Genomic DNA, 19,283 nt, shown 5'->3' with positions numbered 1-19,283 from the left:
GCTCCAATCACACTTTATCCGTCGCCGACGCGGAGGCCGCCGGCAAGGTGAAGCCGGACACCGAGCGGCGCAACTGACTGGCCATTTTTGCCAGGTTGCCGATGCTCTCGGCGGTGGCCGTGGAACCGGACGACGTCTGCGAGGTGATCTGCTGGATCACGTTCATCGTCAGCGAGATCTGCCCAGCCGACGACGTCTGCTGCTGCGCCGCATTGGAGATGCTCTGAATCAGCGCCGCGAGCGTCTTGGACACGCCTTCGATTTCTTCCAGGGCCACACCGGCATCCTGCGCCAGCCGTGCGCCGCGCACCACTTCGGTGGTGGTCTGCTCCATCGAGATCACCGCTTCGTTGGTGTCCGTCTGGATCGCCCGCACCAGGGTTTCGATTTGCCGGGTGGCGGCGGACGAGCGCTCGGCCAGCCGCTGCACTTCGTCGGCCACCACGGCAAAACCGCGTCCGGCATCACCGGCCATCGACGCCTGAATCGCGGCGTTGAGGGCCAGAATGTTGGTCTGGTCGGCAATGTCGTCGATCAGGCTGACGATATCGCCGATTTCTTGGGAAGACTCACCCAAGCGTTTGATGCGTTTGGCGGTGTCTTGAATCTGCTCGCGAATGTTGTCCATGCCGTGGATGGTGTTGTGCACCACCTCGTTGCCCTTGTTGGCGATCTCTACCGAGCGCTCGGCCACCGCCGAGGATTCAGCGGCGTTGGCCGAGACCTGATCGATGGACTCGGCCATGTCGCTGATCGCGCTCGAGGCTTCGGAAATCTGCTGGGCCTGATGCTCGGAGGCCTGCGCCAAATGCATGGCGGTGGCCTGGGTTTCCTGCACTGCAGCGGCGACCTGGCCGGCGGTGAGGTTGATGGTGGCGACCAGATCGCGCAGTTGGTCGACGGAATAGTTGATCGAGTCGGCGATGGTCCCGGTGAAGTCTTCGGTGACCGAGGCGGTCACGGTCAGGTCGCCGTCGGCGAGGTCTTCGATTTCGTCGAGCAGACGCATGATCGCGTTCTGGTTGCGCTCGTTTTTCTCGGCAGTCTCGCGCAGTTGGCGATTGGTTTCCCGCACCATCACCAGGCCTATAAGGATGATCGAGGCCAGCGCCAGCAAGCCCAGCACGTAGCCACCGATGGTGTCGGTGTTGCGCCCGCCCGCCAGGTTTTCGAAACCGTTGGCCAGGTGCGAAGCTTCGTCGAGCAGGGTTTGCGACAGGTTGAAGATGTTGCTGGCCGACTCGCGAACCTTGAACAGCTCCGGCGAGGTTTCGAGGATTTCATCCACGGAGCCGGAGACGAACTGGAACAGCTCGGAAATATCACTCAAGCGCGCACGAGCGTCGCGGTCTTCGACCTGGCTGATTTTCAGCGTCGGGTTGCCCTGAAGCATGCCGTTGAGTACCTGGCCGAAACGGGTGGCGTCGCGGCCAAAGGCGTCGGCGGCTTGTTGGGAGTTTTCATCACCGGCCAGCACCGTGTTGACCGCGCCGAGGATGCGTTCGGCCAGCAGCGATTGGCGCTGAGCCATCGCCACTTGGGCGGCCGGAGCGCCGCGCTGAAGGAGAATCTCGACGACTTTTTCGTATTCGATCTGCAACTGCGGCACGGTTTCGGCCAGGGTCGCGGCGACCTGATGCAGGGACAGTACGGTCTGTTCGCTGGAGAGGATGGCGTCGGTGTTTTTCAGCAGGCGCTCCCAGTCCAGTTGCACGGCGCGCATTTCCGGGCGCACGGTAGACGGCGCGGCTGGCAGGCCGGTGGCCGGGTCACCCTTTTTCAGATACCCCCAACGCTGGGCGAAATCATTGCGCGCATCACTGAGCAACTTGAACGCAGCCGCTTTGCCGGCAGCGGCTTCGGTGGCGTTCTTGGCGATGCGTTGCGAGAGCACGCGCAGTTCCCCGGCGTGGCCGATGTACTGTTTGTCGTGGTTCGCCTGGGTGTTGAGGTAGGCGAAGTTGGCGAACAGCAGCATGATGAACACGATCAGTGCGATGAACAGCACGACGATCTGCGAGCGACTGCGCGATCCTTCCGCCGACTTGCCTGTGTTTGCTTTTGTCATCGGTCCTCGCCTATGAAACCTGCCGCATTCAATGTGGCAGCGGGCTTGCTCGCGAATGCGGTGGGTCAGCCAGCATCGAATTGAATGTCAGACCGTATTTGCGAGCAAGCCCGCTCCCACATGGGATTTGTGGTGTTTCGACTAAATTGCGACGCTCATGAACACCGGGGATTGTGCCAGCGCAAACAGGCTGAACACCCGCCAGTTCTGCTCACGGCGGAAATACCCTTTGACGAACTCGGCCTTGGAACCCTGCCGTTTACTGATCGAAATGGGCTCGAAGCTGTCCTGATCGAAGTGCTGCAAGCCAAAGACTTCATCGACCATCAGCCCGGCAAACACCTCGCCATGCTCCACCACCAATACCCGCCGCTGTTTACGCAGTGGCGACAGTTCATGACCGAAAAAACCGCACAGATCCATGATCGGCAGCAACCGCCCACGCAGGTTAGCGACTCCCTTGACCCACGGTTTGACCCCGGGCAACTGAGTGAAACGCGGTTCATGCAGCACTTCGCTGACTTCGCCCATCGGCGCCACATACCAGTGCTCGCCGAGGCGAAAGCCGATGCCGCTCCAGCGATCCTGGCGCGCCGGTTGCGACGGCAGGTCCGCCGCCAGCAAGCGGCAGCGCTGGTCGATCTGCCAGAGCAGTTCGAACGCGGTCAGCGATTCGCTCATGGTTGCGCGATCAGCCTTTGAGTACGTTGTTCAGGGTTTTGATCAGGGTCTCTTCGTCGACCGGTTTGGTCAGGTAGTCCCTGGCGCCCTGACGAGTGCCCCAGACCTTGTCGGTTTCCTGATCCTTGGTGGTGATGATGATCACCGGGATGTGGCTGGTATCGGCGTCCTTGGTCAACTGACGGGTCGCCTGAAAGCCATTGAGGCCGGGCATGACGATGTCCATCAGTACCGCGTCAGGTTTTTCCTGACGGGCCAGCGCGACACCGTCGGCGCCGTTCTCGGCTTTCAGCACTTCGTGGCCGTGCTTTTCCAGCATGCCGGTCAGTTTGTACATTTCAGTCGGCGAATCATCGACGATCAGGATACGTGCCATGGTTTTCCCCATTTTTCTTGTCGACATCCGGCCCGCTGGCCGAGCGTCACTGTGCGTGTCTTACTGCGGCAAAACAGCGGCGAAGCCCGGAACATGGGCCTGAATCGCGTTGAGCAGTTCTTCCTTGCTGAAAGGCTTGGTCAAAAATTGATCAGAGCCGACAATCCGGCCCTTGGCCTTGTCGAACAACCCGTCCCTGGACGACAGCATGATCACCGGCGTTGCCTTGAACGCGCTGTTGTTCTTGATTAAAGCGCAGGTCTGATAACCATCCAGACGCGGCATCATGATGTCGACAAAAATGATTCCGGGATGGTTGTCGGCGATCTTCGCCAACGCGTCGAAACCGTCAATCGCCGTGATCACTTCGCAGCCGACATTTTTCAACAATGTTTCGGCGGTGCGACGAATCGTTTTGGAGTCGTCGATCACCATGACCTTCAAGGCGCTGGACTGCTGTTCCATAAGGGGGCTCTACCGTCGCCTTTGCGAATCAAATTGTCCGTTTTGTGATGACTGATGGCCGGAAACCCTTGATGTTCAAGGGCCAGCACGGCATGGCAGCCTTTTTAGCACAGTCTCCAGATGCAATCTATCGACGGGTTTTTCCTTGACCGAAAACCCGCTCGGAGCCACTCTGGCGGCACTTTTTCAATACCGATCCGGTAGCCAATTTTCGAGGAAAACCCAATGAGCGTTCGCGTCGGGATTGTCATGGACCCTATCGCCAGCATCTCCTATAAAAAGGATAGCTCGCTGGCCATGCTGCTGGCCGCGCAGAAGCGTGGCTGGGAGCTGTTCTATATGGAGCAGCGCGACCTGTATCAGGCCGAAGGTCAGGCGCGGGCGCGGATGCGCCCACTGAAAGTCTTCGCCAACCCGGAAAAATGGTTCGAACTGGACGCCGAGCAGGACAACCTGCTGAGCGATCTGAACGTGATCCTGATGCGCAAGGATCCACCCTTCGACATGGAGTTCGTCTACTCCACTTATCTGCTCGAACAAGCCGAAACCGCGGGCGTGCTGGTGGTGAACAAGCCGCAGAGCCTGCGCGACTGCAATGAAAAGCTGTTCGCCACGCTGTTCCCGCAGTGCACGCCACCGACCGTGGTCAGCCGCCGCGCGGATGTGTTGCGTGAATTCGCCGCCAAACACGGCGATGTGATCCTCAAGCCGCTGGACGGCATGGGTGGCACCTCGATCTTCCGCCACCGTGCGGGCGATCCGAACCTCTCGGTGATTCTGGAAACCCTGACCGCTCTCGGCGGCCAGCAGATCATGGGTCAGGCTTACCTGCCAGCCATCAAGGACGGCGACAAACGCATTCTGATGATCGACGGCGAGCCGGTGGATTACTGCCTGGCGCGGATTCCGGCGCAGGGCGAAACCCGTGGCAACCTCGCGGCCGGTGGCCGTGGTGAAGCGCGGCCGCTGACCGACAAGGATCGCTGGATCGCCGCTCAGGTCGGCCCGACCTTGCGCGAGAAAGGCCTGCTGTTCGTCGGCCTGGACGTGATCGGCGAGCACCTGACAGAGATCAACGTCACCAGCCCGACCTGCATCCGTGAAATCGATAACGCGTTTGGCACCGACATTGGTGGCCTGTTGATGGATGCCATCGATCAGAAGCTTCAAGCTCGTTGAGATAGAACAACCAAGATGCGACCAACATTGCGTTATCATGCCCCGCCTCTGAAAAACGCGATGTTGGTTTCCTTGTCATGACCCTCCCGTCCGATCTGCCCACTGAACTCGCCCATCGCGGCGTGCGCCCGGCCGATCGCCTCGGATTTACCCTGTTTCTCGCGGCGCTGATTCATTTGGCGCTGCTGCTTGGCGTCGGCTTCACGATGGTCGAGCCCAAGCAGATCAGCAAAACCCTGGAAATCACCCTCGCCACCTTCAAGAGCGAAAAGAAGCCCGAGAAAGCTGACTTTCTGGCGCAGGAACATCAGGAAGGCAGCGGCACCCTCGACAAGAAGGCGATCCCCAAGACCACCGAAGTCGCGCCGTTCCAGGACAATCAGGTCAAAAAAGTCACCCCGCCACCGGCCGCCAAACCGCAAGTACAGGAAGCCGCGCCGAAGGCTGCCGTGACCACGGTCGCGCCAAAGCCGAAAAAAGCGCCAACCAAGAAAGAAGAACCCAAAACCAAAGTCAAACCGACCGTCGACGCGCCGGAGTTCGACAGCTCCCAGTTGTCCAGCGACATCGCCAGCCTCGAAGCGGAACTGGCCAAGGAACAACAACTCTACGCCAAACGCCCGCGCATCCACCGTTTGAGCGCCGCATCGACCATGCGCGACAAGGGCGCCTGGTACAAAGACGACTGGCGCAAGAAGGTCGAGCGCATCGGCAACCTCAATTACCCCGACGAAGCGCGGCGCAAACAGATCTACGGTAATTTGCGCCTGTTGGTCTCGATCAACCGCGACGGTTCGCTGTATGAAGTGCTGGTGCTGGAATCGTCCGGCCATCCGCTGCTGGATCAGGCGGCACAGCGCATCGTCCGGCTGGCGGCGCCGTTTGCACCGTTTACCGGCGATCTGTCGGATATCGACCGACTGGAAATCATCCGCACCTGGAAATTCGCCCGGGGTGACAAACTCTCGAGCAACTGAACACACCGCAAATCCCCTGTGGGAACTGTGTTGCTGCCAGCATCCCCAGCTTGTCAGTTCGCCCCTTGAACGCCACACTAGCGCACATGAAAAACGTCAGCCCCAGCTACCTCAAGCACCAATTCCTGATCGCCATGCCGCACATGGCCGACCCGAACTTTGCCCACACCTTGACCTACATCGTCGAGCACACGGCCAATGGCGCCATGGGCATCGTGGTCAACAGGCCGCAAGAGCTGAATCTGGCAGACATCCTTGAGCAATTGCGCCCGGAAATCGACCCGCCCGGCCTCTGCCAGCATGTGCCGATCTTCATCGGCGGCCCGGTGCAGACCGATCGTGGTTTCGTTCTGCACCCGGCGGGCAAGACGTTCCAGGCCACCGCCCAGCTCGACGGCGACCTGGCCCTGTCCACCTCGCAGGACGTGCTGTTCGCCATTGCTGACGGCGTGGGCCCGGCGAAAAGCCTGATCGCCCTCGGCTACGCCGGTTGGGAAGCCGGGCAGCTGGAGGCCGAAATGGCCGACAACGCCTGGCTGAACTGCCCGTACAATGCCGACATCCTGTTCAACACCACCAGCGAATTACGCCTTGAAGCGGCGGCCAGGCACTTGGGGATCAACCTCAACCTGCTGACCAGCCAGGCAGGTCACGCCTGATGGCCCTGCGCTTGATTCTCGGCTTTGACTACGGCACCAAACAGATCGGCGTTGCCGTCGGCCAGGTGATCACCGGCCAGGCCCGCGAACTCTGCACCTTGAAAGCGCAGAACGGCGTGCCCGACTGGAACCAGGTCGAGGCCCTTATAAAGGAATGGAAACCCGACGCCGTGGTGGTCGGTTTGCCGCTGAACATGGACGGCACGCCGAGCGAGATGTGCCTGCGCGCCGAGAAATTCGCCCGCCGCCTCAACGGCCGCTTCAATGTGCCCTTCTATACCCACGACGAACGCCTGACCACGTTCGAGGCCAAGGGCGAGCGTCTGGTACGTGGCGGACAAAAGGGCAGTTACCGCGACAACCCGGTGGACGCCATCGCCGCCGCCCTGCTGTTGCAAGGCTGGCTCGATGAAAACACTGCATTGTTCGAATCCTGACTGCATTTAATTCTGCAAAGCGCTACGGCGCTTTTCTTTTGGCCAAACGCCCAGCCACGTCCGGTAGGACACGGCTCGGGCTGAAGAAGGAGCAACCATGAGCCTGCCCAATCCCGCCGATCTGATCAGTCAGATGGCGACCCGCCTCAAGGCGCACCTTGCACAGCGTGATATCAGCGAACCGCGTTACATCGGCATCCGCACCGGCGGCATCTGGGTCGCGCAGGCTCTGCTCAAGGAACTGGGCAGCGACGCACCACTGGGCACGCTGGATGTCTCCTTCTACCGCGACGACTTCAGCCAGAACGGCCTGCACCCGCAAGTGCGTCCGTCCGCCCTGCCCTTCGAAATCGAAGGCCAGCATCTGGTATTGATCGACGACGTGCTGATGAGCGGACGCACCATCCGCGCCGCCCTGAACGAACTGTTCGACTATGGCCGTCCGGCCAGCGTGACCCTGGTGTGCATGCTCGATCTGGACGCTGGCGAGCTGCCGATCCGCCCGAACGTGGTCGGCGCAACGCTGTCGCTGGCCGCCCACGAGCGCGTAAAGCTGTCCGGCCCCGAGCCGTTGACGCTCGAACTGCAAGACCTGAATCCTTAATCCGCCCTATTGAGAGTCCCCTCGCGATGACGCCTCTAGATACCAAGCGCCCGCTGCAGCTCAATGATCAGGGCCAGCTGCGCCACTTCCTCTCACTCGATGGCCTGCGCCGCGAGTTGCTGACGGAAATCCTCGACACCGCCGACTCGTTCCTTGAAGTCGGTGCCCGCGCAGTGAAGAAAGTTCCGTTGCTGCGCGGCAAGACCGTGTGCAACGTGTTCTTCGAAAACTCCACCCGCACCCGCACCACCTTCGAAATGGCAGCCCAGCGGCTGTCAGCGGACGTGATCACCCTGAACGTGTCGACGTCGTCGGCCAGTAAAGGTGAAACCCTGCTCGACACCCTGCGCAACCTCGAAGCCATGGCCGCCGACATGTTCGTCGTGCGCCACGGCGACTCCGGCGCCGCGCACTTCATCGCCGAGCATGTCTGCCCGCAAGTGGCGATCATCAACGGCGGCGACGGCCGTCACGCGCACCCGACGCAAGGCATGCTCGACATGCTCACCATCCGTCGGCACAAGGGCGGCTTCGAAAACCTCTCGGTGGCCATCGTCGGCGACATCCTGCACTCGCGGGTGGCGCGTTCGAACATGCTCGCCCTCAAGACCCTCGGCTGCCCGGACATCCGCGTGATCGCGCCCAAAACCCTGCTGCCGATCGGCATCGAGCAGTACGGCGTGAAGGTGTACACCGACATGACTGAAGGCCTTAAGGACGTTGACGTGGTGATCATGCTGCGCCTGCAACGTGAACGCATGTCCGGCGGCCTGCTGCCGAGCGAAGGCGAGTTCTATCGCCTGTTCGGCCTGACCACTGCACGTCTGGCCGGGGCCAAACCCGATTGCATCGTCATGCACCCGGGGCCGATCAACCGTGGGGTGGAGATCGAGTCGGCGGTGGCCGACGGCCCGCACTCGGTGATCCTCAACCAGGTGACCTACGGCATCGCGGTGCGTATGGCTGTGCTGTCGATGGCCATGAGCGGACAGACTGCGCAACGTCAATTCGAGCAGGAGAACGCCCAGTGAAGCTCAGCATTCTCGGCGCCCGCGTCATCGATCCAAGCAGTGGCCTGGATCAAATCACCGATATTCACGTTCAAGCCTGCAAGATCGTCGCCCTGGGCGCGGCGCCGGCCGGTTTCAACGCTGTCGAAACCATCGACGCCACAGGCCTTGTGGCCGCTCCGGGCCTGGTCGACTTGAACGTCGCCCTGCGCGAGCCGGGTTACAGCCGCAAAGGCAGCATCGCCAGCGAAACCCGCGCGGCGGCGGCCGGTGGCGTGACCAGCCTGTGCTGCCCGCCGAAAACCAAACCGGTGCTCGACACCTCTGCCGTGGCCGAGCTGATTCTCGACCGCGCCCGCGAGGCCGGCAACACCAAGGTCTTCCCGATTGGCGCGCTGAGCAAAGGCCTGGACGGCGAACAACTGGCCGAACTGATCGCCCTGCGTGACGCCGGTTGCGTCGCATTCGGCAATGGTCTGGAGAGTTTCCGCAACACCCGTACCCTGTGCCGGGCGCTGGAGTACGCCGCCACCTTCGACCTGACGGTGATCTTCAACTCGCAGGATCACGATCTGGCCGACGGGGGGCTGGCCCACGAAGGCCCAACCGCCAGCTTCCTTGGCCTGCCGGGCATTCCGGAAACCGCTGAAACCGTGGCCTTGGCCCGGGACCTGCTGCTGGTCGAGCAAACCGGGGTGCGCGCGCACTTCAGCCAGTTGACCAGCGCTCGCGGCGTCGCGCTGATCGCTCAGGCGCAGGCCCGTGGTTTGAAAGTGACGGCAGACGTGGCGTTGTATCAGTTGATTCTGACCGACGAAGCGCTGATCGACTTCAGCAGCCTCTATCACGTCCAGCCGCCGCTGCGCACCCGCGCCGACCGCGACGGCCTGCGTGAAGCCGTGAAGTCGGGTGTGGTGTCGGCGATTTCCAGCCATCACCAGCCCCACGAGCGTGACGCCAAACTGGCACCGTTCGGCGCGACCGAGCCGGGCATCAGCAGTGTTGAATTGCTGCTGCCTCTGGCGATGACGCTGGTTGAGGATGGCTTGCTCGATCTACCGACCCTGCTGGCACGCTTGAGCGCAGGCCCAGCGCAGGCGCTGCGCCTGCCAGCGGGCAAACTGGCGGTCGGCGGTGCGGCGGATATCGTGCTGTTCGATCCGAAAGCCTCGACCGTGGCCGGCGAAGGCTGGCTGTCGAAGGGCGAGAACTGCCCGTTCCTCGGTCACAGCTTGCCGGGTGTGGTTCGCTATACCTTGGTGGACGGACGGATCAGCCACCAGGCTTGATACCGGGCTGGCTCCCACACTGGATTGGTGTCGATCACAAATCCAGTGTGGGAGCGGTCTTGCTCGCGAAGGCTTACTGGAAGGCGCCGCGATTTTCGGCGTTACGCAGCGACACCTGATCATTGAGCGTCCAGAAGTCATACAGCACACCCACAAAGAACAACCCACCGGTCAGCAGGTACAGCAAGCCGCTGATCCACTTGCCCTGGTACATCCGGTGCACACCGAGCACGCCAAGGAACGTCAGCAGAATCCACGCCACGTTGTATTCGATCGGCCCTGCGGCAAATCGCAGATCCGCTTCGCGGTCCATCGCCGGGATCAGAAACACGTCGATCAGCCAACCGATCCCTAACAAACCGAAGGTGAAAAACCAGATCGTCCCGGTCACCGGTTTGCCGTAATAAAAGCGGTGAGCGCCGGTAAAACCGAAAATCCACAGCAGGTAGCCGATCACTTTGCTGTGGGTGTCTTTTTCCTTCACACGGGGTAACCGATAGCTGTTCATGAAGACCTCGTTGCACACGATAGATAAATATTCTTGAATTCTTTGTGACTTTTTTACAGGTGGCCGACGTATGGCAAATGTTAAGGTGACGTCCGTCAAACCCTTATAACACTGGACCTCTGTCAGACAATCGCGTCAATTTGCAGCTTATTTGGTTCCGTTGCCTCCCGATTGAATCGACCAACGGCCTCGGTAGGGACAAAAAAGCTGTTATAAAGTTGCGCGCTATCACCTAAGAGCCACGCCTAATGCGACCATTTTTCAAGACATGGCTAACTATTTGCCTATTAATGCCACTGGCCGCCCACGCCACCAATCGTGAGCAACGTCTTCCCAACGTTAACGGCTTTACCCCTAAATCCCATGCTTCTGCGCCATCGAGCAAAAGCAAACAGGTCAAACACACCGTCCTGAGCAGCAATGGCCACAGCAAGCTGCTTCCGCAGATGGCGAACAAAACCAGCAGCAACGTCCTCAGCCGTGCGGTGAACGTCCTCGGTACGCCTTACCGTTGGGGCGGCAGCAGCCCCAGTAAAGGCTTCGATTGCAGCGGCCTGGTGAAATACGCGTTCAACGACGCTACGTTCGACCTGCCACGCACCTCCAATGCCATGGCCAGCGGCCACGGCGTGAAAGTCGAGCGCAAGGATCTGAAGCCGGGCGATCTGATCTTCTTCAACATCAAGAGCCGTCGGGTCAATCACGTTGCAATCTACCTGGGCAACGACCGCTTCATCCACGCACCACGTCGTGGCAAAGCGGTGAGCATCGACACACTGAACAAACCGTACTGGCAGAAGCATTACGTCGTGGCCAAACGCGTATTGCCCAACGAGTCGAAGCAGATGCGCGTGGTTCAGCGCTGAGCTGACTGATCCAGAATCTGTTCAAGCAGTACTGGCCCCTTCGCGAGCAAGCCCGCTCCCACATTGGATCTGTGTCGTTCACAAATCAAAGGTGGGAGCGAGCTTGCTCGCGAAGGGTGCAATGGAAGCGACACAAGCGCCCGCTCAGAAATTATCCGGCGTACGCGCCTTATCCCGCGCATGCTCGCGACTGATCAAGCCTTTGGTCACCAGATCCTTCAGGCACATGTCCAGTGTCTGCATCCCCAACGACCCGCCGGTCTGAATCGCCGAATACATCTGCGCCACCTTGTCCTCGCGGATCAGGTTACGGATCGCCGACGTGCCCAGCATGATTTCGTGCGCCGCCACCCGTCCGCCGCCAACCTTCTTGATCAGCGTCTGCGAGACGACTGCCAGCAACGACTCTGACAGCATTGAACGCACCATCGATTTCTCGTCACCGGGAAACACGTCCACCACCCGATCGATGGTCTTGGCCGCCGAGGTGGTGTGCAGCGTGCCGAACACCAGATGCCCGGTTTCAGCCGCGGTCAGCGCCAGGCGAATGGTTTCCAGGTCGCGCATCTCGCCCACCAGGATCACATCCGGGTCTTCCCGCAACGCTGAACGCAACGCGGAGGCGAAACTGCGGGTATCGCGGTGGACTTCACGCTGATTGATCAGACATTTGCGCGATTCGTGAACGAATTCGATGGGATCTTCGATGGTCAGGATGTGGTGATGGCGATGGGTGTTGAGGTAATCGATCATCGCCGCCAGCGTGGTCGACTTGCCGGAACCGGTCGGCCCGGTGACCAGCACCAGCCCGCGTGGCGCATCGGTGATCTTGCGAAAGACGTCGCCCATGGCGAGGTCTTCCATGCTCAACACTTTCGAGGGAATGGTGCGAAACACCGCCCCGGCGCCACGGTTCTGGTTGAACGCATTGACCCGAAAGCGCGCCACGCCAGGGACTTCGAAGGAGAAATCCGTTTCCAGGTGTTTCTCGAAGTCGACTCGCTGGGTGTCGTTCATGATGTCGTAGATCAATTCGTGCACTTGCTTGTGATCCAGCGCGGGCAGATTGATCCGTCGCACATCGCCATCGACGCGGATCATCGGCGGCAGACCGGCCGACAGGTGCAGGTCGGACGCGCCCTGTTTGGCGCTGAAGGCCAGCAGTTCAGTGATATCCATAGCGCTCCTCAATTCCAGTAGAATGCCGCGAACCTTCAGACCGCTGGCGCCTCTTGATGTCCACGATAGCAGACAACATCCAACTGGTTGGTTCGCGCATCCAGGCAGCGGTAAAAGCTGCAAAGCGCGATGAAAACAGCGTCCAACTGCTGGCGGTAAGCAAAACAAAACCCGCCCAGGCCCTGCGCGAAGCGCATGCCGCCGGCTTGCGTGACTTTGGCGAGAACTACCTGCAGGAAGCCTTGGGCAAACAGCTCGAACTGGCCGACCTGCCCTTGATCTGGCACTTCATCGGCCCCATTCAATCGAACAAGACTCGCGCCATCGCCGAGCATTTCGACTGGGTGCACTCCGTGGATCGCCTGAAAATCGCCCAACGCCTGTCCGAGCAGCGCCCGGCCGACCTGCCGCCGCTGAACATCTGCATTCAGGTCAACGTCAGCGGTGAAGCCAGCAAGTCCGGCTGCACCCCGGCCGACCTGCCGGCACTGGCCTTGGCCATCAGCGCCCTGCCGCACCTGAAGCTGCGCGGACTGATGGCCATTCCCGAGCCAACCGAAGAGCGCGCCGAACAGGACGCCGCTTTTGCCGCCGTGCAACGTTTGCAGGAAAGCCTGAATCTGCCGCTCGACACACTTTCGATGGGCATGAGCCACGATCTTGAGTCGGCTATCGCCCAAGGCGCCACCTGGGTTCGTATCGGTACGGCCCTGTTTGGCGCCCGAGATTATTCCCAATCCTGAACATTTCCAGATAAGGACCTGACATGAGCAACACACGCATTGCCTTTATCGGTGCCGGCAACATGGCCGCCAGCCTCATCGGCGGCCTGCGGGCCAAGGGTCTGGAAGCCACGCACATCCGCGCCAGCGATCCGGGTGAAGAAACCCGCGCCAAGGTCAGCGCCGCGCATGGCATCGAAACATTTGCCGACAACGCCCAAGCCATCGACGGCGTCGACGTCGTCGTTCTCGCGGTCAAGCCTCAGGCAATGAAAGCCGTGTGCGAAGCCATCCGCCCGAGCCTGAAACCCAATCAACTGGTGGTTTCGATTGCCGCTGGCATCACCTGCGCCAGCATGACCGCCTGGCTCGGCGAACAGCCGATTGTGCGCTGCATGCCGAACACCCCGGCGCTGTTGCGTCAGGGCGTCAGCGGTTTGTACGCCACCGACGCAGTGACCGCCGAGCAACGTCAGCAAGCCGAAGAGCTACTGTCCGCCGTCGGCATGGCGCTGTGGCTGAACGAAGAACAACAACTGGATGCGGTCACTGCGGTGTCCGGTTCCGGCCCGGCGTATTTCTTCCTGCTGATCGAAGCGATGACCGCTGCTGGCGTCAAACTCGGCCTGCCAAAAGAAACCGCTGAACAACTGACCCTGCAAACCGCCCTCGGCGCCGCGCACATGGCCGCTTCCAGCGACGTTGATGCCGCCGAACTGCGCCGCCGCGTGACGTCGCCGGCCGGCACCACAGAAGCTGCAATCAAATCGTTCCAGGCCGGTGGTTTCGAAGCCCTGGTTGAAAAAGCACTCGGCGCCGCCGCGCACCGCTCGGCCGAAATGGCCGAACAACTGGGCAAATAAGGAGCCTTACATGATTGGATTGAACACCGCAGCGGTTTACGTGCTGCAAACCCTCGGCAGCCTGTACCTGCTGATCGTACTGCTGCGCTTCGTCCTGCAACTGGTGCGGGCGAATTTCTACAACCCGCTGTGCCAGTTCGTGGTCAAGGCCACCCAGCCACTGCTCAAGCCTCTGCGCCGGATCATCCCGAGCGTGTTCGGTCTCGACATGTCGTCGCTGGTGCTGGCGATTCTGGTGCAACTGGCGCTGATGGCGCTGACCCTGCTGCTGACCTACGGCACCACCGGCAATCCGCTGCAACTGTTCATCTGGTCGATCATCGGCGTGACCGCGCTGTTCCTGAAGATTTTCTTCTTCGCCCTGATCATCAGCGTGATCCTGTCGTGGGTCGCTCCGGGCAGCCACAACCCGGGTGCCGAACTGGTCAACCAGATCTGCGAACCGGCCCTGGCGCCGTTCCGTCGCTTCCTGCCAAGCATGGGTGGCCTGGACCTGTCGCCGATCTTCGCCTTCCTCGCGTTGAAACTGATCGACATGCTGGTGATCAACAACCTCGCGGCGATGACGATGATGCCGGAAATCCTGCGCCTGCTGATGTGAGCTGGTTTCGCTGGGACGGGGACGACCTGATCCTCGAATGTCATCTTCAACCGGCGGCCCGTAGCGATGATTTCGCCGGGCTGCATGGTGATCGTTTGAAGATCCGCCTGACCGCGCCGCCGGTCGAGGGCAAGGCCAATGCCTATCTGATGGGTTTTCTGGCCAAGGCTTTTGGGGTTTCCAAGAGCCAGGTCAGTTTGCTCAGTGGTGAGCTGAATCGGCAGAAGCGGGTGAAGATCTGCTCGCCGAAGAAGTTGCCGGATTTGCCGGGGCTCTGCCGCCCCTGATCGTTGCTTGCCGCTAACCCCAGCGGTCTTTAGACTTACGCCTCATTTCAACGAGAGCAGGGTCGATGCCAACTGCCTTCCCCCCCGATTCTGTTGGTCTGGTGACGCCGCACACGGCGCACTTCGGCGAACCTCTGGCTTTGGCCTGTGGCCGTTCGCTGGCGGCCTATGACCTGATCTACGAAACCTACGGCACGCTGAACGCGCAGGCGAGCAACGCTGTACTGATCTGCCATGCCTTGTCCGGCCATCATCATGCCGCCGGCTATCACAGCCCAGACGACCGCAAGCCCGGCTGGTGGGACAGCTGCATCGGCCCCGGCAAACCGATCGACACCCACAAGTTCTTCGTGGTCAGCCTGAACAACCTCGGCGGCTGCAACGGCTCCACCGGCCCGAGCAGCCTCAACCCGGAAACCGGCAAGCCATTTGGCGCCGATTTCCCGGTGCTGACCGTCGAAGACTGGGTACACAGCCAGGCGCGTCTGGCCGACCTGCTGGGCATCGGCCAATGGGCAGCGGTGATCGGCGGTAGCCTGGGCGGCATGCAAGCGCTGCAATGGACCATCACCTACCCCGATCGCGTACGCCATTGCCTGGCCATCGCTTCGGCCCCCAAGCTGTCGGCGCAAAACATCGCCTTCAACGAAGTGGCGCGCCAGGCGATCCTCACCGACCCGGAATTTCACGGCGGTTCGTTCCAGGAAGCGGGTGTGATCCCCAAGCGCGGGCTGATGCTGGCGCGGATGGTCGGGCACATCACCTACCTGTCCGACGACTCCATGGGCGAGAAATTCGGCCGCGGCCTGAAGAGCGAGAAGCTCAACTACGACTTCCACAGTGTCGAGTTCCAGGTCGAAAGCTATTTACGCTATCAGGGCGAAGAGTTCTCCGGACGTTTCGACGCCAACACCTATCTGTTGATGACCAAGGCGCTGGACTACTTCGATCCGGCGGCGAACTTCGACGATAACCTGGCGAAAACCTTCGAGAACGCCACGGCCAAGTTCTGCGTGATGTCGTTCACCACCGACTGGCGCTTCTCCCCGGCCCGTTCGCGGGAACTGGTGGATGCACTGATGGCGGCGCGCAAAGACGTCAGCTACCTGGAAATCGACGCGCCACAGGGCCACGACGCCTTCCTGATTCCGATCCCCCGCTACTTGCAGGCGTTCGGCAATTACATGAACCGAATCACGCTGTGAGAAAGCCATGAGAGCTGATCTGGAAATCATCCAGGAATGGATCCCCGCTGGCAGCCGCGTCCTCGACCTCGGGTGCGGTAACGGCGAGTTGCTGAGTTGGCTGCGCGACCATAAACAGGTCACCGGTTATGGCCTGGAAAACGACGCCAACAACATCGCCGAGTGTGTGGCCAAAGGCGTCAACGTCATCGAGCAGGATCTGGACAAGGGGCTGGGCAACTTCGCCAGCAACAGCTTCGACATCGTGGTGATGACCCAGGCCCTGCAGGCGGTGCATTACCCGGACAAGATCCTCGACGAAATGCTGCGTGTCGGTCGTCAGTGCATCATTACGTTCCCGAACTTCGGCCACTGGCGCTGCCGCTGGTACCTGGCGAGCAAGGGCCGCATGCCGGTTTCCGAGTTTCTTCCTTATACCTGGTACAACACGCCGAACATCCACTTCTGCACCTTCGAAGACTTTGAAGAACTTTGTCGCGAACGTGACGCGAAGGTCATTGATCGGCTTGCCGTAGATCAACAGCACCGCCACGGGTGGGCCAGTAAGCTATGGCCTAATCTGTTAGGTGAAATTGGTATCTACCGCGTCAGCAGCCCCGTGCTGGCTGACCACAAGGTCGCGGTCTGAGCCACGACAATCCGAGGAGAACGATCATGGGCCGTTTAGCGCTGTTGTTATTCACTGCCTGCCTGAGCGCCACCGCGATGGCTGCCGATGCCATCAAGAGTGAGCGCAAGGAAGTGTTCGGTGATGTCACCGTGCATTACAACACCTTCAACTCCACCTTCCTGACGCCCGACATCGCCAAGGCTGCCGAACTGATCCGCAGCAAGAACCAGGGCGTGATCAATGTCTCGGTGATCAAGGACGGCAAACCACTGAGCGCCAGCGTCACCGGCACGGTCAAAGACCTGACCAGCCAGAGCGTGCCGCTGAATTTCAAGCAAGTCACCGAACAGGGCGCGATCTACTACATCGCCCAATACCCGGTACCTCAGCAAGAAACCCGCACCTTTGAAATCAAGGTGCAGACCGGTGACAAGATCGACACCATCAATTTCAACCAAGAACTTTTTCCCGGCGAATGATGAACCTCAAGCAACTCGTACTGGCCAGCCATAACGCCGGCAAACTCAAGGAACTCCAGGCCATGCTCGGCGAATCGGTGCAACTGCGCTCGATCGGCGAGTGGAGCACGGTTGAGCCGGAGGAAACCGGCCTGTCGTTCGTCGAGAACGCGATCCTCAAGGCGCGCAATGCTGCACGCATTTCCGGCCTGCCGGCGCTGGCCGACGATTCCGGTCTGGCGGTGGATTTCCTCGGCGGTGCGCCGGGCATCTACTCGGCGCGCTATGCCGACGGCAAGGGCGATGCGGCGAACAACGCCAAATTGCTCGACGCCCTCAAAGACGTACCTGAAGCCGAACGCGGCGCGCAATTCGTCTGCGTCCTGGCGCTGGTGCGTCACGCCGATGATCCGTTGCCGATCCTCTGCGAAGGGCTGTGGCACGGGCGCATGCTGACCGCCGCCAGCGGCGAGCACGGTTTCGGCTACGACCCGCTGTTCTGGGTGCCGGAGCGCGATTGCTCAAGCGCCGAACTGACCCCTGCCGACAAGAACCAGATCAGCCACCGCGCCCGTGCAATGGATCTGCTGCGCCAGCGTCTGGGCCTGAAATGACCGACACCCCCTCTGCGTCGTCGCTGATCATCGGCGGCGCCGCCTCTTCGCCTCGGGCACCGCTACCCACGCTGCCGCCCTTGGCGCTGTACATCCACATTCCGTGGTGTGTGCGCAAATGCCCGTATTGCGATTTCAACTCGCACACCGCCAGCCCAGTGCTGCCGGAGCAGGAATACGTCGACGCGTTGCTGGCCGATCTCGATGAGGATCTGCACGCCGCTTACGGTCGTGAGTTGAGTTCGATTTTCTTCGGTGGCGGCACACCCAGCCTGTTCAGTGCCGACGCCCTCGGCCGTTTGTTGGAAGGCGTCGAGCAGCGCATTGCGTTCGCCGCCGACATCGAAATCACTCTGGAAGCCAATCCCGGGACGTTCGAGCAAGAGAAGTTCGTTGCGTATCGCAAGCTGGGGATCAATCGCCTGTCGATCGGCATTCAGAGCTTCCAGCAGGAAAAACTCAAGGCCTTGGGCCGCATCCACAACGGCGATGAAGCCGTGCGCGCGGCAGGCATGGCGCGGCAGGCGGGTTTCGATAACTTCAACCTCGACTTGATGCACGGCTTGCCGGATCAGTCGCTGGACGATGCCTTGAGCGATCTGCGCCAGGCCATTGAACTCAAGCCCACGCACATTTCCTGGTATCAACTGACGCTGGAACCGAACACGGTGTTCTGGAACCAGCCGCCTGTGCTGCCGGAAGACGACACGCTGTGGGACATTCAAGAAGCCGGGCAAGCGCTGCTGGCCGAACACGGTTACGCGCAATACGAAGTCTCGGCCTATGCCCTGCCCGGTCGCCCGGCGCGGCACAACCTCAATTACTGGAGTTTCGGTGACTTCATCGGCATCGGCGCCGGCGCCCACGGCAAACTCAGCCACCCGGACGGGCGCATCGTGCGCACCTGGAAGACGCGCCTGCCGAAGGACTACCTCAACCCGGCGAAAAATTTTCAGGCTGGCGAAAAGGCACTGACCAATGATGAAATGCCGTTCGAATTTCTGATGAACGCTCTGCGCCTCACTGCGGGTGTGGAATCGCGTCTTTATCCGGAGCGTACCGGGCTGTCGCTGGAAAGCCTCGCCGAAGGCCGGACAGCGGCAGAACAAAGCGGCCTGTTGCAGGTCGAACCGTCACGCCTGGCGGCTACCGAGCGCGGACAACTGTTTCTAAACGATTTGCTGCAACAATTTCTGAACTGACTTCAGCCCAAAGGGAAAACGCATGGATTTGATACTCGACCTGCTCGCCACCGTCTCCCGCTGGAGCCGCAGCAACCTCTCGGAAATCGCCCTGGCCCTGGTAGGTTGCCTGCTGGTGCTGTTCGGCGCCGACTTCAAAGGCTGGGTCGAACAACGCCTGGGCAGCATCGCCGGCGCCCTGCGCGTACCGCTGATGGCCCTGCTGTGCATGATCGGCAGTGGCGCCGCACTGATCTACGCCACGCCATGGGTGATCAAGGGGTTGAGCCAGTTCAACAACTACAGCCTGGCACCGGTGCTGTTGGTGGTGCTGGTGCTGATCGGCGTAGTCGCCGACCGCCGCTGATTTTCAACACACACAAAACAACTGTGGGAGCGGGCTTGCTCGCGAAGACGTTAGATCAATCGACATTGATATCGAAT

General features: G+C 60.8%; 24 protein-coding genes. 18 read left to right on the top strand and 6 right to left on the bottom strand.

Annotated features, from left to right (window positions below):
- Window positions 1–7: 7 nt before the first annotated feature.
- The 4 genes from AACY50_RS21845 to pilG all read right to left on the bottom strand — a co-directional run bounded on the left by AACY50_RS21845 (window position 8) and on the right by pilG (window position 3,590).
- Complete coding sequence (locus tag AACY50_RS21845) at window positions 8–2,068, bottom strand: methyl-accepting chemotaxis protein (RefSeq protein WP_339430338.1); 2,061 nt, start codon at window positions 2,066–2,068, stop codon at window positions 8–10.
- Between the two features lie 141 nt (window positions 2,069–2,209).
- Complete coding sequence (locus AACY50_RS21840) at window positions 2,210–2,749, bottom strand: chemotaxis protein CheW (RefSeq protein WP_339430339.1); 540 nt, start codon at window positions 2,747–2,749, stop codon at window positions 2,210–2,212.
- 10 nt (window positions 2,750–2,759) lie between these two features.
- A complete protein-coding gene (gene pilH, locus AACY50_RS21835) occupies window positions 2,760–3,125 on the bottom strand; it encodes a twitching motility response regulator PilH (RefSeq protein WP_221732374.1) in 366 nt (121 codons plus the stop codon).
- Between the two features lie 60 nt (window positions 3,126–3,185).
- A complete protein-coding gene (pilG, locus tag AACY50_RS21830) occupies window positions 3,186–3,590 on the bottom strand; it encodes a twitching motility response regulator PilG (RefSeq protein WP_007913673.1) in 405 nt (134 codons plus the stop codon).
- Between the two features lie 225 nt (window positions 3,591–3,815).
- Here pilG and gshB point away from each other — a divergent pair, with 225 nt between their 5' ends.
- From gshB to AACY50_RS21795, 7 genes are all read left to right on the top strand, one after another.
- Window positions 3,816–4,769, top strand: a complete 954-nt coding sequence (gene gshB, locus AACY50_RS21825) for a glutathione synthase (protein WP_339430340.1) — start codon at window positions 3,816–3,818, stop codon at window positions 4,767–4,769.
- A gap of 77 nt (window positions 4,770–4,846) precedes the next feature.
- Window positions 4,847–5,746, top strand: coding sequence for an energy transducer TonB (locus AACY50_RS21820; protein ID WP_339430341.1), 900 nt, complete (start codon window positions 4,847–4,849; stop codon window positions 5,744–5,746).
- Between the two features lie 86 nt (window positions 5,747–5,832).
- Complete coding sequence (locus tag AACY50_RS21815; protein WP_339430342.1) at window positions 5,833–6,405, top strand: YqgE/AlgH family protein; 573 nt, start codon at window positions 5,833–5,835, stop codon at window positions 6,403–6,405.
- Window positions 6,405–6,842, top strand: coding sequence for a Holliday junction resolvase RuvX (gene ruvX / locus AACY50_RS21810; RefSeq protein ID WP_008077844.1), 438 nt, complete (start codon window positions 6,405–6,407; stop codon window positions 6,840–6,842). Before AACY50_RS21815 ends, ruvX begins: the two co-directional genes overlap by 1 nt.
- Window positions 6,843–6,939: 97 nt before the next feature.
- A complete protein-coding gene (gene pyrR / locus AACY50_RS21805) occupies window positions 6,940–7,446 on the top strand; it encodes a bifunctional pyr operon transcriptional regulator/uracil phosphoribosyltransferase PyrR (protein ID WP_339464693.1) in 507 nt (168 codons plus the stop codon).
- A 26-nt stretch (window positions 7,447–7,472) separates the two neighbouring features.
- On the top strand, window positions 7,473–8,477 hold the full coding sequence (locus AACY50_RS21800) for an aspartate carbamoyltransferase catalytic subunit (protein ID WP_339430344.1): 1,005 nt from the start codon (window positions 7,473–7,475) through the stop codon (window positions 8,475–8,477).
- Window positions 8,474–9,745, top strand: a complete 1,272-nt coding sequence (locus AACY50_RS21795) for a dihydroorotase (protein ID WP_339430345.1) — start codon at window positions 8,474–8,476, stop codon at window positions 9,743–9,745. Before AACY50_RS21800 ends, AACY50_RS21795 begins: the two co-directional genes overlap by 4 nt.
- Window positions 9,746–9,818: 73 nt before the next feature.
- Here AACY50_RS21795 and AACY50_RS21790 read toward each other — a convergent pair whose 3' ends face one another.
- Entirely contained in the window at window positions 9,819–10,253 is a 435-nt protein-coding gene (locus tag AACY50_RS21790) for a TM2 domain-containing protein (RefSeq protein ID WP_339430346.1), read from the bottom strand.
- Between the two features lie 248 nt (window positions 10,254–10,501).
- Here AACY50_RS21790 and AACY50_RS21785 point away from each other — a divergent pair, with 248 nt between their 5' ends.
- Window positions 10,502–11,119 carry a C40 family peptidase gene (locus tag AACY50_RS21785; RefSeq protein ID WP_339430347.1) on the top strand — a complete coding sequence of 206 codons (618 nt, stop codon included), beginning with the start codon at window positions 10,502–10,504 and terminating at the stop codon, window positions 11,117–11,119.
- A gap of 144 nt (window positions 11,120–11,263) precedes the next feature.
- Here the strand turns inward: AACY50_RS21785 and AACY50_RS21780 are convergent, their stop codons facing one another.
- Window positions 11,264–12,298, bottom strand: a complete 1,035-nt coding sequence (locus AACY50_RS21780; protein ID WP_339539165.1) for a type IV pilus twitching motility protein PilT — start codon at window positions 12,296–12,298, stop codon at window positions 11,264–11,266.
- A gap of 56 nt (window positions 12,299–12,354) precedes the next feature.
- Between AACY50_RS21780 and AACY50_RS21775 the strand changes: the two genes are divergently transcribed.
- The 10 genes from AACY50_RS21775 to AACY50_RS21730 all read left to right on the top strand — a co-directional run bounded on the left by AACY50_RS21775 (window position 12,355) and on the right by AACY50_RS21730 (window position 19,206).
- Window positions 12,355–13,041, top strand: coding sequence for a YggS family pyridoxal phosphate-dependent enzyme (locus AACY50_RS21775; RefSeq protein ID WP_339495455.1), 687 nt, complete (start codon window positions 12,355–12,357; stop codon window positions 13,039–13,041).
- A 23-nt stretch (window positions 13,042–13,064) separates the two neighbouring features.
- Entirely contained in the window at window positions 13,065–13,883 is an 819-nt protein-coding gene (gene proC, locus AACY50_RS21770; protein WP_339430350.1) for a pyrroline-5-carboxylate reductase, read from the top strand.
- A gap of 10 nt (window positions 13,884–13,893) precedes the next feature.
- On the top strand, window positions 13,894–14,484 hold the full coding sequence (locus AACY50_RS21765; RefSeq protein WP_096817605.1) for a YggT family protein: 591 nt from the start codon (window positions 13,894–13,896) through the stop codon (window positions 14,482–14,484).
- A complete protein-coding gene (locus AACY50_RS21760) occupies window positions 14,481–14,771 on the top strand; it encodes a DUF167 domain-containing protein (protein ID WP_169432301.1) in 291 nt (96 codons plus the stop codon). Before AACY50_RS21765 ends, AACY50_RS21760 begins: the two co-directional genes overlap by 4 nt.
- Before the next feature lie 65 nt (window positions 14,772–14,836).
- The gene (gene metX / locus AACY50_RS21755; protein WP_339539164.1) at window positions 14,837–15,976 is read left to right on the top strand and encodes a homoserine O-succinyltransferase MetX; all 1,140 of its coding nucleotides are present in this window, start codon (window positions 14,837–14,839) and stop codon (window positions 15,974–15,976) included.
- Between the two features lie 7 nt (window positions 15,977–15,983).
- On the top strand, window positions 15,984–16,604 hold the full coding sequence (metW, locus tag AACY50_RS21750; protein WP_339430353.1) for a methionine biosynthesis protein MetW: 621 nt from the start codon (window positions 15,984–15,986) through the stop codon (window positions 16,602–16,604).
- A 26-nt stretch (window positions 16,605–16,630) separates the two neighbouring features.
- On the top strand, window positions 16,631–17,065 hold the full coding sequence (locus AACY50_RS21745) for a DUF4426 domain-containing protein (protein WP_221732391.1): 435 nt from the start codon (window positions 16,631–16,633) through the stop codon (window positions 17,063–17,065).
- A complete protein-coding gene (gene rdgB, locus AACY50_RS21740; protein WP_339430354.1) occupies window positions 17,062–17,658 on the top strand; it encodes an RdgB/HAM1 family non-canonical purine NTP pyrophosphatase in 597 nt (198 codons plus the stop codon). Before AACY50_RS21745 ends, rdgB begins: the two co-directional genes overlap by 4 nt.
- Entirely contained in the window at window positions 17,655–18,860 is a 1,206-nt protein-coding gene (gene hemW, locus AACY50_RS21735; RefSeq protein WP_339539163.1) for a radical SAM family heme chaperone HemW, read from the top strand. Before rdgB ends, hemW begins: the two co-directional genes overlap by 4 nt.
- Window positions 18,861–18,882: 22 nt before the next feature.
- Window positions 18,883–19,206, top strand: a complete 324-nt coding sequence (locus tag AACY50_RS21730) for a DUF3392 domain-containing protein (RefSeq protein ID WP_095186985.1) — start codon at window positions 18,883–18,885, stop codon at window positions 19,204–19,206.
- The last annotated feature ends 77 nt before the right edge of the window (window positions 19,207–19,283 follow it).

Origin of the sequence: Pseudomonas sp. RA_15y_Pfl2_54 (assembly GCF_963971015.1) — a bacterium.
Lineage (GTDB): Bacteria > Pseudomonadota > Gammaproteobacteria > Pseudomonadales > Pseudomonadaceae > Aquipseudomonas > Aquipseudomonas baetica_A.
Note: the sequence above shows the minus strand (reverse complement) of the source record. Positions and strands in the feature narration are given on the sequence as shown.